Origin of the sequence: Coprococcus sp. AM97-35 (assembly GCF_027697525.1) — a bacterium.
Lineage (GTDB): Bacteria > Bacillota > Clostridia > Lachnospirales > Lachnospiraceae > Allocoprococcus > Allocoprococcus comes.
Genome location: NZ_JAQESL010000001.1, coordinates 210067 through 226688 on the forward strand (window position 1 = coordinate 210067; position 16622 = coordinate 226688).

The following is a 16622-nucleotide window of genomic DNA, read 5'->3' on the forward strand; positions in this document are numbered from 1 at the left end:
ATTATACTATATTTTTTCGCCGACCACAAGATTACAACTATAGATTTTTTATTTTTTAAGCAGTTGGATATTCAGATCCACATTTCCTTCAATCCCCGGCACGCTTCCTGTACTGGAATACTGCCACATACTGAACCTATACGGCGTCTGCGGAAGTTCTTCATAATCTGCATACCAGACCGGATAATCCAACAGCTTTTCCAGATCCAGTTCATACGCTTCCCACAGCATATTGCTGTAAATCATGGCATCATATCCCGCTTCTTCTATTTCTTTACAAAATACCTTCGCATTTTGGGTAAATTGTTCTCCCGTTACACCATCCGTCCGTGCTTCGTCTTCCAGAATATGCTCTGGATCGTACACAACCGGCATCTGAAGCTCCTGCCCTTTCAAATGTTCCAGAACAAAATCAGCCTCTTCCTTTGCCTCTTCTTCATTTACCGCCTGCGAGAAAAAATAAACGCCCACATCTATTCCAGCTTTTCGGGCATTTTCCATATTCTGTTCAAACTTCTCGTCTGCATTTAACGTACCTTCTTCACCATAGCCACGATATCCGATCCGCAAAATTGCGAACTCATAGCCTGCTGCTTTCACCTGCTCCCAGTCAATATCTCCCTGAAAAACAGATACATCTACGCCCTGCCTTGAAGTATAGTTTTTATCCTCATAACTTACCTTATTTTCATTTTTTACAAAAAGTGCTTTATCATACGGATTCTTCGCAACTGCTTCATTGATTTCCACCGTATAACGCTCTCCGTGTGCATCTACAAAATCAAGCGTATTTTTCTCATCTGTACTTTCCGCATTTTTTGCATCCGCAGAAGTTTCTGCTGTTTTCCTTCCAGAACATCCTGCAAGCAAAGCTACTAACATTCCGAAAATAATCCATTTTGCTGTTCTCATCTGATCTCCATTTTCTTCGCTGTATTTTCCGGCACTTTTATCACACCAAACCGCCACAAAAGGCTTTTTCTTTTTTCTTATACTCCTTATAGTTGTTCTTCAAACTCTTCACAACGCATAATCTCCTTCACCGCATCCGTCAGTGCATAAAACAAATACGCATCTTTCACTCTTGCTTCCGGATGCGAAAATGAGATGACAACAGATTTGCCATCTCTGAAATACCAGATTCCCCTTGAAGTCATTTTCCAGTCAACCTCTCTGTCCTTATAACATGCATCCATAAAAGCATACTCCGTGCCACAGCAAATAATAAAGTCTGCTTTATACAAATCAATCTGCTCCTTGATAATGACATGATGATCAACTGCTGCCCTGTAAATTTCACCATTATTTGAAGTATGTCCACCAGAAGTTTTCTTCAAATTGACCGCTGCTATTTTCTTCAACTCCCTCAAGCGTCTCTGTTCATTGTCCATCTCCATCTCAGACCACGGAAATTCTTTTTCCCAGGACAGAATTCCTTCCGTCCAGCGTGCAATATTATCCCATGTCTGTGGTCTTCCACCCTCATAAACAAAATCCCGCAGGTCCCAGCTTTTTCCGCCATTTACTTCTTTTAAGATATATACGATCTTATATCTGGCATTTAAAAATTCCTGCTCGCAGATCACTCCATCGGCTACAATACTGGCATCTTTTTCTCTTAATTTTTGAAATAAAAACTCTTCTCGTTCTTTAATCGACATAGCTGTTTATTATTCTCCATAATCTTTAATTATACTGTAATTTATAATCCAAATTACTGTTTTAATAGTTCCAAGATAACTGTGTTTCCTATATTGTAAGGCTTTCTGATGTGTTTGTCACTCTTTTGTTTCTATCAGGTTACTAATCGTTTACCTTTGCTTGAACAGCAGAATAATTTGGCTGCTGTACTTGGGAAGTACACACCTGTCGTGATGAGCAGTTTTCTTATTTTGATTGGATTTAAGTCCAGCGAATGCCCTGGATTCTGGATGCTATTTGCGTAACCACCTCCTCGCAGGCATAAGAAAAGCCCATCTGTGAATCCGCCTTTCGAGAAGATATAGTAGTGATAGTTGTTTCCCTTTCCAAAAACTGAGGCATAATCCCGAATCAAATCGAGTTTATCCACACCGATTTTCTCATTCCGGTATTTGCATGAACCGATGATATAGTCTTTGCCCTCAACAGGAGTTCCGACGATATCAATCTGTATCTGCTTTTCTTCTTCGGATCTGTCCCCCACCACTGGCCGATTTCACTCAGCTCAATAGGAAGGCTGCCATCCTTCCAAACTAAGATTCACATCCTCAGTTACGGCACATATTACTGCACACTTCTGTACATAGCAACCTGTTTTTTGCGGTTTTTCGGATGACCCATCTTCTCCTTCACTTCGTCCGGCACATCGATTAGCCCGAACCGATAGAACATTCCGTATATGTAGGTCACGCCTCGAATATCGCCCAGAGCTTTGGGTCTCTCTACTACTTCTTCTTTAATATTCTTCAGTGCCAGCAGTACTGAACTCCATGCCAAACTCTTACTCTTCTCCCGGCGGTCAATCCACAGTTCTTTTGTGTACTCGCCGTTCCTGCCCTTTTTAATTTCGTAAGAGAATGGCAACCCGGAGTAGGTCTTAAATTTTACTCCAGTATAGGTCAGAACCACACCCCAGAAGTTTTCTTCTGTTGGCTCATCCCTCCACCGCTTCATTGCTCTGTATCTCCGCTGCCGCTCTGCTCCGACACTGATCTTTCCTTTTTCTGCTGTGCTTGGGAAGTACACACCTTTCCGATATGGCAGGTACGAGGTGACGGAGGCTTTGGAAAGTTTCAGAGTATTTGCAGTTGAGAGTATGGAGGTTTTGTAGTCTTGTGTTTCACGGTATTCTTGAAAGGTAGCTTGCACCTTCTCCGCCACTTCAGATTCATACACACCGGCCGTGATGAGCAGCTTTCTTACTTTGATTGGATTTAATCCCAGTTCTTCGCCGATGGCCTGCAAGGACATCTCAGAATCATAAAGTGCCGCAGCACTTTCCATCTGCTCTTTCAGATTTTTCCCGGCATCGTACTCTGGCTTCAACTTCTTTCGGCCTCCACCGGGTTTCCGAGATTTATACGCTCTTTTCTTTCCCATGCTTATTCGTGCAGCTCCAGCGGCAGACCATCCGGATCATGGAAGAAAGTCATCTTCTTTCCGGTATAATCGTCAACACGAATCGGCTCACATTCAATGCCTACCTCCGCCAGCTCATTCACCGTCTGCTCCACACTCTCTACACAGAAAGCAAGATGACGCAGCCCACATGCTTCCGGGCGGTTCACACGCTTCGGCGGGTTTTCCTCAGCGAAAATCTCCAGCTCTGTGTATTCATTAACACGAAGATCCAGCTTCCAGTCCTTACGCTCCGGGCGATAGTTTTCCCTGATAACAGAGAATCCCAGCTTGTTCACATAGAAATCCTTAGCTGCTTCATAGTCAGATACAATGATTGCAATATGATGTATTTTGGATAAGTTCATTTTCTCACGCTCCATTTCTTTAAATTTTGTCCTTCTTTTATTTTCGTTATAAACTATACGGCAACCTTCAAAAAATACCGTGTGAACTCCTGGAGTTCAGTTTGTCCACACGGCATTTATTTTTATTATTAGTTTTCTTGTTTATTTCAGCTTTTCCAGAATCTCATCCGCACTCATCCCGCTTGCCAGCAGCCTCTTCAGCACTGCTTCGGCTTCAGCCTTCTTAGCTTCTTCAACAGCCTTAGCATCTGCCTTTGCCTTCTTCGCTTCCAGGGATACCACTTCTTTTTCGGCCTTCTTCAGAGCAGTCTTCTTTTCTTTCAGATCAGCCTTCAAAGTGTCAATGTTGGCAGTGATGGATGCGATCTCAGCAGTCAAGGAAGTGATAGATTCCTACTTCTCCGCGATCTGGGATGCGTAGTCTTTGGTGATATTGGTTTTGGGACGGTTTTTGCTGCCTTTCGTTCCGGGCATGGTGATAACCTCTTTCCTTTTGTTTAAGTGTTGTAGCTTGTTGTGTTGAGGGCAATACCGACTGCAAGCGGCTTATGTATATATCTCATCTAGTATTTTTTTATGACAGTCTAATAAATCATCCACAGTATTTATATGTGCGTAGTACTCATTAAAAATGGAATCTTTATCTAACGGTGTCATGCTTGCAGTCTGCGGAAATCCGATTACTATTTTATCGTGAATAGCCTTCAGATATTTGTTCATGATTCCTTTTGTCATGATATACTGAATATTATTACTTGATATTACCGCTAAGACGTCACGGAATTGTAAGCTTCTATAAGTTCTTCCAGACCTGTTTTTAATCTGCCGATTAAAATGATTTTCAAACTCCCCATATAATTCCGTATCAGTAATATCTCTCACTCTTCGTGCAAAATCACTACTAGTTTCACTTATGTACGTTTCAATAGTTGTATGTGCAGAATCATCCAACAGGTAGTACCGTCCTAGAATTCTAGCAAGTTTTCCTGGTTCCGCAGCGAATGTAGATTCTATGCCATAACCGTTTTGAAATAACACCTTAACATCTGCAGAGGTATCCATATCCTTTTTATCATCATTGCCCGCGGATTCCGTCCTAGTACACGGAACACAATCTGTATCTCGAATAATAATCCATTTGCAAGAATCAGGGATTACGCCTTTTAAAGCTCTTGAATATGCAACCAGTTTTCCATTAAGCGTATCAATTCCCCTCATAGAAATATACACATTAGCAACCGGTTCACTTTTCCCAGTAACAGCCTCATACTTCGGCTTAATATTATCAAGGAACTCTATATCTGTTTGCCCCTCCACCATAATCAATTTGTTTGCAAATCTCAATTTGTCAAGTTGATTAAGGCATCCTTTTAAATCCTCAAGAGCCACCCATTTTGTGCCGGCTTGTAAATGGTTCAAAGCTCCCGTGCTTTTGGAGCATTCATCTAAAAACAGAATCTCATTTTCGTCGACTTGCTCCATGAACCGTTCATTATGTGTAATAATAAACATTTGAGCATTCGGAATATTCCTAAACTCCTCTATCAATCTCTTCTGCAACTTTAAGTGGAGATGAGCATCCGGTTCATCAATTAATAAAATATATATTTTCGGATCAAGATACTCCATTGAGGAGAAAATTTCTGTTAGTTGCAAAAATCCACTTCCATATGAAAAAATATCTTTTCCATTAACTTTTATGGATATGTATGTTTTGTCATCTCTATCCGATTCGGAAAACACAAAATCTTCACCCGTGACATTCTTAATATGTGTTTCCACTTCATTAATATGGCTTATCACCTTATTCCGTAATACTTCATAGCCTTTTCCTTTAGCTATTTTATCTAGCACCTGTGCCTTATACATATATGGCTCTTTGGCCACAATATTAGGAATAGGTCTTGATTCGTTTATACCGAAAAAGTTTGCAAGATTTTTGCCTTGAATTCCAGCAACCATTGTTGCGAAAGATTTAAATGTATTTCCATCAATGTAATCCACTTGCAAATAAGCATCGTCTATATTGCTAACCTTGCTTACGGTAAAGCCCAAATCATAACTCTGGTCATTATATTCTATCGACAATGTCACAGCGCATTTTGCATCTTTTCCACTGCATCCTATTGGAAACAAATCTTCGTCATGATAAGCACGGATGAATTCCATGCTTTCAAACTTCAAATGATGTGCTGTAGAATAGAAGCCTGATTTGTCTTTCTTTAGGTTATTATCATAACACATTTTCCACAAATGAATCGCTTCAAAAATGGTAGTTTTTCCAATATTATTTTCTCCGATAAGAACATTAAAGTTTCCCGCCGGTGTAATTTCAAGATGATTAATACTCTTAAACTTATCAATTACTATTTTCTTAATCATTCTTTTACCTCTTTAGGTTCTTATGTATAAAGTTCCATGCATCTCAGCCGACCGTAAGATCGTTGCCTGCCGCTCACCACGAAGAGGTGTGCAAAGTTTCGAGCGGCGTAGGGAGCTACCCGCGCTCCCAGTATATCACAATTTCATCCAATTTTACAGACGTTTTCTTGCCTTCATCACTACACAGTACAATAAACCACCGAGCACTCCGCCGACTGTGTTGTAAAAGATGTCTGATAGCTGGAACGTACCAAGCCGCAAGAGTAACTGCAGCATCTCAATGCTTATCGAGAAGATGAACGCTATCTTTCCACTTTGCCACAGTATCTTCTTCCAACCGCTTCCTATCTTTTCTTCAAATGTCCATGCCACTACTGCTGAAAACGGCACCATCATGATTACGTTCTCGATGCACTCGGTGGTCAGTTGCTGTCCACCATTCACAGTCTCCCAGATGCCCCAACCGCCCATAACATCGGACAAAGGATTTAGCCATAGATTACGGTTTAGTAACGTCCTAAACAAAATCATTGATGTCACAAAGGCCAGGAAGAATAGTTTCCGGAAGAACACGCTCTCTTTAAATTTCTGATACCAGGTCACTATGGCACTCTTCCATCCTTTGCCCGCATGTATTGGCTCATACGCATACAGGTAGAAAAACATGGCTAGGAAAGAAAGAAGAACCGAGAATCCAAACGGCTCATAGAGAGCAGTCAGGATGTTTGTGATGATCTTTCCGAGTAAATCAATCGCTTCTTTCATCGCTGTTTACAGATCACTGAACAGGTCGGCCTTATACACGCCGTTCTCCAACATCTTCTTGAAGCTGTCCTTTACAGCTGCAACATCCTCATGGTAGGTCATGCCATACCAGGTATCATTTGTTTTCAGAACCTTCACAGACAATTTACCCTGTTCCAGCAGTTCACCGATAAAAATAGGGATCAGATACTCTGCTTTCAGAGGATTGCCCGGAACTTCTTTCTCAAAGAACTCTTTGAAGCCTTCCTCCAGTACATCCAGAAACTCCGGAGTCAATCCCCACATGTTCATGGAAACCAAAGAATTCACATCAACCACTACGCCGTCTGCTTCTGCTCCGGTTGCCGTCTTTACAATGTTCTTAGTCTCAACAACCTCAGTCAGATTGTTCTGCTCGTCCATTTTGCAGATACCACGAGTCACACCGCCGTTATCGGACAGTGTGTTTTTCAGCACAAAGCCTGCCATGCAAGACTTGCCACCATTCACCAAATACTCATGGACGGCTTTGAAGCCTTCCTTTCCATAGTAATCATCTGCATTTATGACAATGAACGGGGTCTTGATGACATCCTTTGCTGCAAGGACTGCCTGACCCGTCCCCCAAGGCTTTGTACGTCCTTCCGGCAGAGTTCCCGGAATGTCATTGATATCCTGGAAAGCGTAGTCTACAGTTACGTTGTGAGAGGAGCAAATGGAGGCAATGCGATCGCCGATAACCTCTTTGAATTCCTTCTCAATATCCTTACGTATAATAAATACTACATGATTGAAACCAGCCTCGATCGCATCATGAATCGAGTAATCCATGATAATATGGTTAGAAACATCCACCGGCTCCAGTTGCTTGATTCCTGTTCCAAATCGGCTACCGATACCGGCCGCCATGATAAGTAATGTTGTTTTCACGTTTTCTCCTCTCTCTGTATTCATTCATTTATTTTAAAAAGGTAAATCTTAATGTCCAGATATCATAGACGATTACTGTTTTCTGAGCTATGTGTTTAATTCACTTCTATCAAACGAACGATTTTCAAAAACATTCTGAACAAGGTCTACTCTCTTTCGTTAAACTCGTGTGGGTAGTATTGACTTTTATACAACATTCTTTTTGTGGAAACCAATCATTTTCACTTAAATTTCAACATTATTTTCTAGTTCTTTTTAGCATCCTACCAATACACTGTTGCATTTTTGTGACAAAGAACTCATCGCGAAATAGCAATAAGACCACAAAATATATTATACCCCCAAGCATAATTAAACCAAAAGTATCTAAAATATTAGCATCAAATTTATTAGACAAAACACTTAATGAAAAAAACATTACGAGCGAAGCTGCTAAATATTTATAACCTGCGTATATAACATTTTTCAATCGTACATACTCTTTAGTATAATGTAAGTAACCAATCAAAACAACGCCTTCTGCTGCAACCGAAGCAACCGTTGCACCAATCGCACCATATTTTGGAATAAGCATTGCATTCAAAAACACATTTGTTATAGCAGAAGTTACTTGCACGATATTTCCTTTGCTCTGCATACCAGTTGGAGTAATAATATTATACCCAATGCATGTTCTTAATCCCTGTATTATGAACATCGGGCAAAACATCAACAGTAATGTGGTCACCTTTCCGTACTCTATTCCTAAAAACCACGGAACAAGATTCGCTGCAATTCCTGCCATACCAAACGACATCGGAAAAACTAGCATCGAAATAAAATGCAATGAATTATTAAAATTCACTTCAAATTCCTTTTTCTTTTTTTGCACAAAAAGTGCTGTCATTCTAGAGCGCATTACTATATTATATGAGCTAATTACCATAGTTGCCATATTTACAATTTTATGTGCTTGCTCATAATAACCATTTTCTGCGTTATCTTGATAAAGAACACCTAACATGGCTTTATCAAGAACAGAATGGATCTGATATGAAATTGTTGGCACAAAATATATAAATGTAGGTTTAATGTGCTTCTTTAAATCACGAACTGCCACTTTGCTCACATACACATATTTTCTTAAATGCATCCACATTGTTACATTTCCAGCAAATTGTGAAATGCAAAGTAGCATAATGTAAACTGGCAAATCATTTTTAGTTTTTACAAGTAAAAAGATTAACGCCAAACTTAGCAATTTTACACAAATATTTCTGAGTGCAACATACTTAAACTTTTCAATTCCCTGAAACAACCAACTGATATCAAAGATTGCCGCTAAAAAATAAGGTATTTGAATTAAAAAATAAATTCTATAGTCTTTATAACACAGTGCAAAAACAAGATAAAACAGCATGGATAATGAAACCGACAACATTTTTACCACTTGTATTTCCCAAAATCTATGAGAATACTCTTCCTTGTTGTCATTAACAGATGCTATTTCACGCTGTCCGTATGTTGCAATACCTAAGGATCCAACCATAACAAATGTGGATACAAATGAGTAAGTATAACTATAAATACCAATATTACCTGGGCCTAATACTTTTGAAATGTAAGGTGTTGTAACTAACGGCAAAATAAGATTAAGTATTTGATAAGTCAAATTGTAAATATAGTTCTTTTTAATACCATCTTTATTCATCTAAACCCCTCTTTAATTTAGCTTTTTTATCTTTTTTATAAGCACAAACTTTAAGACATTGATAGCATCCAATACATTTATGCTCATCGATTAAGGGATACAAAAATCCCTCAGCATCAAATTCCATATGTATAGCTTGCATTGGACAAATCGCATAGCAAGCAGAACATCCGCAGCAATCACTTTTTTTAGTATATAAAATCGGAATTTTCTTCTGATTGTGGTTATTAACTATACTCTTTTCATTCATATTTTTTCCTCGTTGTATATTTCAAAAATTTACGAATAATTTTTTTATGCCAACTTAGTTCAACATAATTTGATACAATATATGAGAAACCCTTATTTTTATACTGCTTCCAAAACTTTTCTCTAGTACACGGTTTTTCGTATGGACGAATTAACGGAGTTTGCATATAGTCACACACATTTATCTCAATTTTATCTATGTCATTATATGTTTTTTGCAAAAGACGCTTTCCCTTATCTGAATTAATCAATACCAACGAAACACCTTTATTATCATTAAACTCGGGATTGACTTTGTCTATCCCCCACGCATCACCGATTGTAATGTCCCCAGGATGCTCTATTGATTTATATGGACATTCATAGCAGGCCGGTCTTAAAATATTGTGATCTCTAAATAAATGAGTGAAGATTACGTTATCATACTCTTTTCCATTAATCCAAACTGATTCTTTGTGAGCTTTCCACCCAAATCTTTTTTTATTAATAAATTCAACCTCAGTAACTTTCCCACCATATTTTTTTTCACAATATATAAGATAATCTTTCCATACCATGGGTGAAGGAACACCATGGCAGATGATATCAATACAATACAAATTATCTGTATTTACACTTGCACAGTACGCTTTTAATCCCGCAATCTGGCAAGATGTCCCTGAAAATAAGACAGTTCTTCCATCAACAAGATCTTTTTTTACCTGTCTAAATGTATCCTTCAAATCACTCTGGATATATTTTGACCCTCTAAATCGATCACGTCCTTCTATTGTTTCACTTCGTCCATGATATGCAACGTAATCGGAATCAAGTTGGCAGCCATAAACAACGCCTTTTTCGTCAAGGATAATATCTGTCAAAGCAGTAAATATCCCCCCACTTCTAGAGTTTTCGCGGACGAACATATTTTTGTGTTTTATTATAAAGCTTTCAATCGGCATACTAAACTTCCTTTCATTCTCTCTTGTTCAATAGTATTCTCGCAAAATATTCTCTTACAAAACATTTTTCTTGCTCTATAACACTATTTATTATTTGAAAATCAAGTTTATTTTTTAAGACATCTTCAATATCCCAATCAAACTGTTCATCAACACATCTTTCTGTAAACATTAATTTCTTTGAGGCATATTCTATTTTCTTTTTTCGTCTTTCCGTTTGAATTGAAATAAACGATTTATTACGTACAACAGATAACATTGTTCCATGGAACATATTTGTTATTATCAGGTTTGCTTTGTCTATATAGCCAACAAATTGAAATGGATTTTTTGCAGCAACGTTTACATCACACCATTTATTATAAATGTCAACCGACAGTGTTACAAAGCCATTTCTATGCGCATATTCCTTTATCTTTCTTACCGTTGTTTCATTAGAAATCGAGCCGTATATCATTATAAAGCTTTTCCGTATTTTAGGTAATTGAGATGGTATCTGATATAAAAATACTGGATCTAAATGAACAGACACATTTGTAAACCCAGCTACTTCTAAAATCTTCTTTGAATTTAAGTCTCGAACTGAGATTGCTACAAATTTAGAAATTTCTTTTATACTATCACGGGAAAGAGTTTCATCAAAATTCCCCATACTCACCGCATAGGATATTCTTGTTCCTGCATTTACCGATGCTGCAGTGTTATATTTATTAAAAGCCTTATTTTTTTCATTCCACATTTCATCACTACCAACAACTACAATATCATAGTTTTTGTTGATAGTCCCAATTGGTAAATATGCTTTTTGAGCTTCTCGATTGGCTATAATCCTATTCAAATTCACCCAAAACAATCTTGGATTCTTTGTTTGCAAAAGTTGCTTCTTTTGTATGCTAAAAATGTCCGCACTTTTATTAGGAACAAAATACACTTTAGAAGTGCTACAACTCTCGATGAAATTCTTCAAACAATATGCCTGTAAAAATGCGCCCTCGTTAATAGCATTATAGTATGTCACAATTCCTATGCTCATTGCATCTCAACTCCCTCTTCCAGCAAAACTTTCGTTAGTATTTCTTCAAATCTTTCAGTTACCTTCTTTGGTAAAAAATCCTCTGCTCTTTTTTTCGCATTTAAAGATATATATCGGTATAGACCATCGTCCTCTAACAGATTAATCACCTGCTCTGCAAATGAAGTAATATCATACTTTTCTATCAAGAAACCGTTTTTTCCGTTCGAAATTATTTCATCTGGTCCATTATTATGAAATGCAACAACAGGAATACCAAACGCCATAGCCTCAACAAGAACAACACCAAACCCCTCATATCTTGATGTATGCAAAAACACGGATGCATTTTTATAGTATTCCGCCACATCTGATGACATTCCAACAAACTTTATGCAATCTTGAAGATTTCTTTTCTCTACATTTTCTTCCAAGTTCTTTTTGTCAGGACCATCTCCCACCAAAACAATTTTAACATTTTCCTTTTTTTTTCTTATTTCATCTACAATATCTATTAAATAGTCTATTCCCTTCTGATACTGATATATTCTTCCAACAAAAATAAGCGGATTTTCTTTTCGAGGCTCTTTATTACAAATATCAAATGAAACCGGGTTATATAATGTACTTGTTTCAACCCCAAAACTCTCTGAAAATTTAACTTTGTCTGTATCTGTCAAAGCTATAAGATGGTTCAGATTCTTCATCATCTTTTTAAACAGCACTTCCTGCCCATAGCTATTTCGATTTTTCATCAAAAAATAACTTTCATAAGTGTTATGCTGCCATCCAATAGTCTTTGCTTTTAATTCTGGCGCTATCATTGCAAGAAGCAGCGAATAATAATCGGTCAATGCAATAATTATATCAAACGAATTATCATTAAAATATTGAATTAATCCTTTCTTTTGCTTCGTTGCATATAACGTTTTCAACAATATATCTGCACCAATTTCATTGTTAAGAATTCCAATTCTTTTATTTATTTTCCAAACAGCTAAAGAAAATGCTCCTATCAATGTATACTTGTTATGTCTTGGGAAGTCATTTAAATTTTTTATCTTAATTTCATTATTTAACCCAAAAATATTATTATCTTTATTAGAATATGGCATAACAATTGTTATTTCGTGTTCTTTTGTCATCCCATTGATTATATTCGGAATAATCCTCTGTATTCCTCCATGCATAAAGAGATTCAAACTCAAAAAACAGATCTTCATGTTATATCCTCCGTATTATTCAATGTTCGCACTAAGCACCAATAATATGTAGTTATTCCTAAAGAAAGAAAATATGGCACAAACATAGGTGCATCATATAATGGATTTCCAGAAAAACAATATAACAAGAAGAACAATTGCATGCCAATTGAGAACGCCATATTTTTTTGCTCTTCATCTGGTAACTCAACTCGACCAGTTCTCATTTTAGAAAACAAGTACACTGATATTGCAAACATACTAACAAACATAGCAACAAAGACAGTGAAACCAACAATTCCGGTTTCACATAATAATTGAATATAAACATTATGTGCGTTTGACGTAACGCCAAAGCCTTCTGCTAATGTGCTAAACCGCATCCATCCAATTCCAAAAAGAGGGCTTGTTCTAAATACGCTCATAACAGCAGTCCATGTTGTTAATCTCCCCTGTGTTACATCTCCATCCTCTGCTGTCTCATAAAATCTACCTATAAATGAAAACAGGTTTGGAAACAATGAATATCCAATATAAAAGAAGCCTATAACGCCAATTACAATTGTAAGAATTTTAAAAAATCTTCCGTGCTTTTTATTTGCCGAATAAATATAATAGACAAGTAGCATTGCCATTACAGAAAAAATCATATGAGCACGCTTTCCTGTAAACAATAAGGCCAGAAATGCCAGGCAAAACAAAAGCTTAAATTGTTTTTTCCGTCTATTTGAATCACTAAATAATATGTACGAAAACAATAGCAGTATAGTAGTCGCTAGGTACATTCCATTAGACGAATAATGATTTGCTAGTCCAGATATCCATCCATGTGCATAATGAGCTAAAAGCAACGATTGTCTCTTGGCATCAAACATTTTGACAATAATGTTTTTATACGAATAGGCATCAAATTTCAGCCATATAGTGGCAAACACATGTATCAATGACATGTAGGTATATAGTTTTACAATACGATTAGGAAAATTATAGATTGTTCTCCCAATAAACAGCAATGCAAATAATAAGAAATATCTTAAATATCCAAAACTATTATTTATCTCTATATAATAATTGTTTATACAGTAAACTAAAATAGAAAGAATAAATAATATGTCACATGGCAATGGAGACATTCTTTTCGTCCATTTAGTCATAAAAAGTAGCACAAACAAAGAAAAGCCACATAATACAATTCTAATATTGTTAGGGATAAAAATATTAGTCAAAGAGTCCCAAATTCCTAATGAAATAATATATATAAATATCAAATTTAGTAGTAACCTATTTTTTGATATTTTTAAACCGTTTCTCTCCATAATATAATCTCACTCCTAAAACCCATGCTCAGATTGAAAGTCTGCACTGCTTTCATATTTGTACAATAATCTAAGTTTTATTATTTCAATAAATGCCATCCAAGGCACCTCTGACATTAAGAAACATATCGGGCTAGACTCCAATAACAACCAACCTGCTTGAATTGATATAATATTATTTATTAGCAAGCTTGTATCTAACAGTTTGATGTAGTATTTACTCGTGAGCAAATTCACAGGAGTTTCGGAACATTAGTAGCTAAACGCTCTTCATTTTTAATCTTTACATTCCGTGATATTACCCTAAACAATTAAGTTCTCAATTAAGTTTCAAAATGCATTTTTAATTATTTCATCAAGTTTGATAAAAAACTTTATTACATTCTGTCTTCCATAAAATTCATTTCCAAACGTTATTTTGATTAATTTGTAATAAAATTTAAGTCCTAGCTTCACACTCTGAAATTTTTCCTTAGAGAATTTAAATCTTGTGAAACGATAATTCTCCAATCTTTTCAAGACTTCTTGACTATCAACTATTTTTTTTATACTTGTATTATAGGTAACACATGTATCTTTTATCGATTGGTATGCTTTCATTCCACAATCACTTCTAATAATTACACAGCTGCTTCCCATTGGGTAAGTATTTTCACCTGTGTAATTATCTCCAACTGAAATATCTGCATAGCGGTTCAATTTATCAATACAATAGATACATCTCGGATGGCAAAAGAAATCCTTAACTTGAGATCGCATTTTCTTTGGTAAAACTTCCGTTGTATTCTTCTGCACCAGCTTTAAATCCCCAGGCCACCCATTTTTTTCTTTATCTCTAAAATACAATTCAGTAAGAATTCCTTCATTATTATGAATGCTATTAAAATAGTCCCACACATGATAAGTCATTAGTTTATCGCAAAACAGACCAATTAGCAGATAATTTTCACGTTTTAAATGAAATTTTCGAATAACATTAGATATTCCTTGAATTGCACAACTTGTTCCCGTAACAATTATCTTCTCTTCTCTATGTGCAAGTATATATCGCACAACGTCCTCTTGAGAAACTGATATGTACCTAGATTTCTCACTTCCTGTTACTTGTTCAGGTTCTTTGCATATTTCAGTCTTGACCGTTGTTTCAAAATTATTCGACTTTACAACAAAGGCAGCTACATATCCATAAACACTTTTTTCTCTGAGTAATGTGGAAATTATACTTGAAATAACTCCACCAGATGTTGCTTTTTTTAACAATACCTCATCAGTGGTATGACATATCTCTGTGGCTTTATAATCGCCTATACAATATGTTTTCACCTCATTTGGTTTTAGAGATACCGCTTCATCTATGCCTGATTTACCCGGGCAAACATCAACACAAAGACCACATTGAATGCAATTTTCTTCATGTATTCTTGGTGTCGGTATTCCTTTTTCATTTTCCAATGAAATTGCCGATTTAGGGCAAACGCCAGTACAAATTCCACATGAACAGCATTGTCCACTATTAACAACTTGCTGTATACTTTTACTCATTTTTTCTCCTCAATCGCCTTTCCAATTCATCAAAACAATTTTCCTTCTGCACTTTTTTCAAATTTTGCCTGATTGTTTCTTCTTCCACTTTATGATTTTTATCCATTCTTTCAAGTGTTTCAATTATTACGATGTCGCTTACGTCCCCAACATCAAGAACATATTTACTTTGTCCCATAAGACCTAATAACTCTTGATATTTAACTGCCCAGCCCAGTGCAACACAAGGAATACACTCCTTATAGGAATGTACAATAGAGTGATATCTTGCAGCAACTATATAGTCAAAATTTTGAACCAGTGATTCAAAAGCAAAACAAGAAAGCACCTCATTCAATATAACAACTCTATGCTCATTCTCAAACTCTTTCTTAATCTCGTTACAAATATTCAAATCATCGGTAGCATGACATAATAGATATACATTCTTCTTTTTTTCTAGTATTGCGTTAACAATAACTATATATTTCGACAATATGCGGTCGTGACCATACTGTTCATATAGACGTCTATTTACAACGAGACCAACGCTTTCATTTTTAATCTCGAAATTACTATCTTGAAAAAAATCTTTAGCCGCTTCGAAAATCCGAGAATTTTGTAAGACAAGATCCGATGATATCCGCACATTAGCTTTTGGTGCAATTTTTTTCAAATCTTCCGCACTTTTTTTCTCTCTAGCGAAACAAACTACTGGATATTTTAAATACTTCCTTATCATAAGCCGAATAATATATTTAATTTTTCCGTCATAACTAAAGGGACCAAACGATTGTGGCATAAGAGCTGCTTTTGTTTTAGTCCATTTACACAGTGCTATCTTAAAAAGGTAGCGCAGCGTCGGATAATTTCCCAACTTTGAACACAGTTCATATCCGCTGATATCCAGCATCAGATCTGCTCGTTTGTATTCTTCCAACATTGCTATGAGCTTTTTAATTTTGCCGCTAGATTGCATTTTCTTAACACTGCTATTAGCTAATCGATTCAAATCTTCCAATGACCTTATTTCGAAAAAACCTTCTGCTAACTGCACACTGCAAACGCACCCATCAAATCGAGTAAAGCACTCATTCGCGGTCACATATAGCATTGCTTCAGCGCCTTTATTTACAAAATTACCGCCTGAAATAATCACTCGTTTCAT

General features: G+C 36.5%; 17 protein-coding genes. All 17 read right to left on the reverse strand.

Translation table 11 applies throughout. The features are described from left to right. Window positions 1-48: 48 nt before the first annotated feature. The 17 genes from PG840_RS01010 to PG840_RS01090 all read right to left on the reverse strand — a co-directional run bounded on the left by PG840_RS01010 (window position 49) and on the right by PG840_RS01090 (window position 16622). Window positions 49-969, reverse strand: a complete 921-nt coding sequence (locus tag PG840_RS01010) for a glycoside hydrolase family 25 protein (protein WP_270613257.1) — start codon at window positions 967-969, stop codon at window positions 49-51. A 29-nt stretch (window positions 970-998) separates the two neighbouring features. Next, the gene (locus PG840_RS01015; RefSeq protein WP_270613258.1) at window positions 999-1661 is read right to left on the reverse strand and encodes a hypothetical protein; all 663 of its coding nucleotides are present in this window, start codon (window positions 1659-1661) and stop codon (window positions 999-1001) included. A 134-nt stretch (window positions 1662-1795) separates the two neighbouring features. Beyond that, window positions 1796-2188: a hypothetical protein gene (locus tag PG840_RS01020; protein ID WP_270613259.1), complete on the reverse strand. Its 393-nt coding sequence runs from the start codon at window positions 2186-2188 to the stop codon at window positions 1796-1798. A gap of 77 nt (window positions 2189-2265) precedes the next feature. Continuing rightward, window positions 2266-3027 (reverse strand): hypothetical protein, encoded by a 762-nt coding sequence (locus PG840_RS01025; RefSeq protein WP_270613260.1) that lies wholly within the window; start codon window positions 3025-3027, stop codon window positions 2266-2268. Window positions 3028-3083: 56 nt separating this feature from the next. Then, window positions 3084-3467 carry an SMU1112c/YaeR family gloxylase I-like metalloprotein gene (gene gloA2 / locus PG840_RS01030; RefSeq protein ID WP_195479403.1) on the reverse strand — a complete coding sequence of 128 codons (384 nt, stop codon included), beginning with the start codon at window positions 3465-3467 and terminating at the stop codon, window positions 3084-3086. Window positions 3468-3608: 141 nt separating this feature from the next. After that, window positions 3609-3845 carry a hypothetical protein gene (locus PG840_RS01035; RefSeq protein ID WP_330674074.1) on the reverse strand — a complete coding sequence of 79 codons (237 nt, stop codon included), beginning with the start codon at window positions 3843-3845 and terminating at the stop codon, window positions 3609-3611. Between the two features lie 168 nt (window positions 3846-4013). Beyond that, entirely contained in the window at window positions 4014-5849 is a 1836-nt protein-coding gene (locus PG840_RS01040; protein WP_270613261.1) for an ATP-dependent nuclease, read from the reverse strand. Between the two features lie 153 nt (window positions 5850-6002). Then, on the reverse strand, window positions 6003-6614 hold the full coding sequence (locus PG840_RS01045; protein WP_270613262.1) for a VanZ family protein: 612 nt from the start codon (window positions 6612-6614) through the stop codon (window positions 6003-6005). Window positions 6615-6620: 6 nt separating this feature from the next. Next, window positions 6621-7523 carry a sugar phosphate nucleotidyltransferase gene (locus PG840_RS01050; protein ID WP_270613263.1) on the reverse strand — a complete coding sequence of 301 codons (903 nt, stop codon included), beginning with the start codon at window positions 7521-7523 and terminating at the stop codon, window positions 6621-6623. A 238-nt stretch (window positions 7524-7761) separates the two neighbouring features. Next, a complete protein-coding gene (locus PG840_RS01055) occupies window positions 7762-9213 on the reverse strand; it encodes a flippase (RefSeq protein WP_270613264.1) in 1452 nt (483 codons plus the stop codon). After that, window positions 9206-9463, reverse strand: coding sequence for an NADH-quinone oxidoreductase subunit I (locus tag PG840_RS01060; RefSeq protein WP_270613265.1), 258 nt, complete (start codon window positions 9461-9463; stop codon window positions 9206-9208). The genes PG840_RS01055 and PG840_RS01060 overlap by 8 nt, the downstream gene beginning before the upstream one ends. Next, window positions 9456-10403 (reverse strand): Coenzyme F420 hydrogenase/dehydrogenase, beta subunit C-terminal domain, encoded by a 948-nt coding sequence (locus PG840_RS01065; protein WP_270613266.1) that lies wholly within the window; start codon window positions 10401-10403, stop codon window positions 9456-9458. Before PG840_RS01065 ends, PG840_RS01060 begins: the two co-directional genes overlap by 8 nt. 13 nt (window positions 10404-10416) lie before the next feature. Continuing rightward, entirely contained in the window at window positions 10417-11436 is a 1020-nt protein-coding gene (locus PG840_RS01070; protein WP_270613267.1) for a polysaccharide pyruvyl transferase family protein, read from the reverse strand. After that, window positions 11433-12638 (reverse strand): glycosyltransferase, encoded by a 1206-nt coding sequence (locus tag PG840_RS01075; RefSeq protein WP_270613268.1) that lies wholly within the window; start codon window positions 12636-12638, stop codon window positions 11433-11435. Before PG840_RS01075 ends, PG840_RS01070 begins: the two co-directional genes overlap by 4 nt. After that, a complete protein-coding gene (locus tag PG840_RS01080; RefSeq protein WP_270613269.1) occupies window positions 12635-13933 on the reverse strand; it encodes an O-antigen ligase family protein in 1299 nt (432 codons plus the stop codon). Before PG840_RS01080 ends, PG840_RS01075 begins: the two co-directional genes overlap by 4 nt. 330 nt (window positions 13934-14263) lie before the next feature. Further along, window positions 14264-15475, reverse strand: a complete 1212-nt coding sequence (locus PG840_RS01085) for a Coenzyme F420 hydrogenase/dehydrogenase, beta subunit C-terminal domain (RefSeq protein ID WP_270613270.1) — start codon at window positions 15473-15475, stop codon at window positions 14264-14266. Continuing rightward, a complete protein-coding gene (locus PG840_RS01090; RefSeq protein ID WP_270613271.1) occupies window positions 15468-16622 on the reverse strand; it encodes a polysaccharide pyruvyl transferase family protein in 1155 nt (384 codons plus the stop codon). The genes PG840_RS01085 and PG840_RS01090 overlap by 8 nt, the downstream gene beginning before the upstream one ends.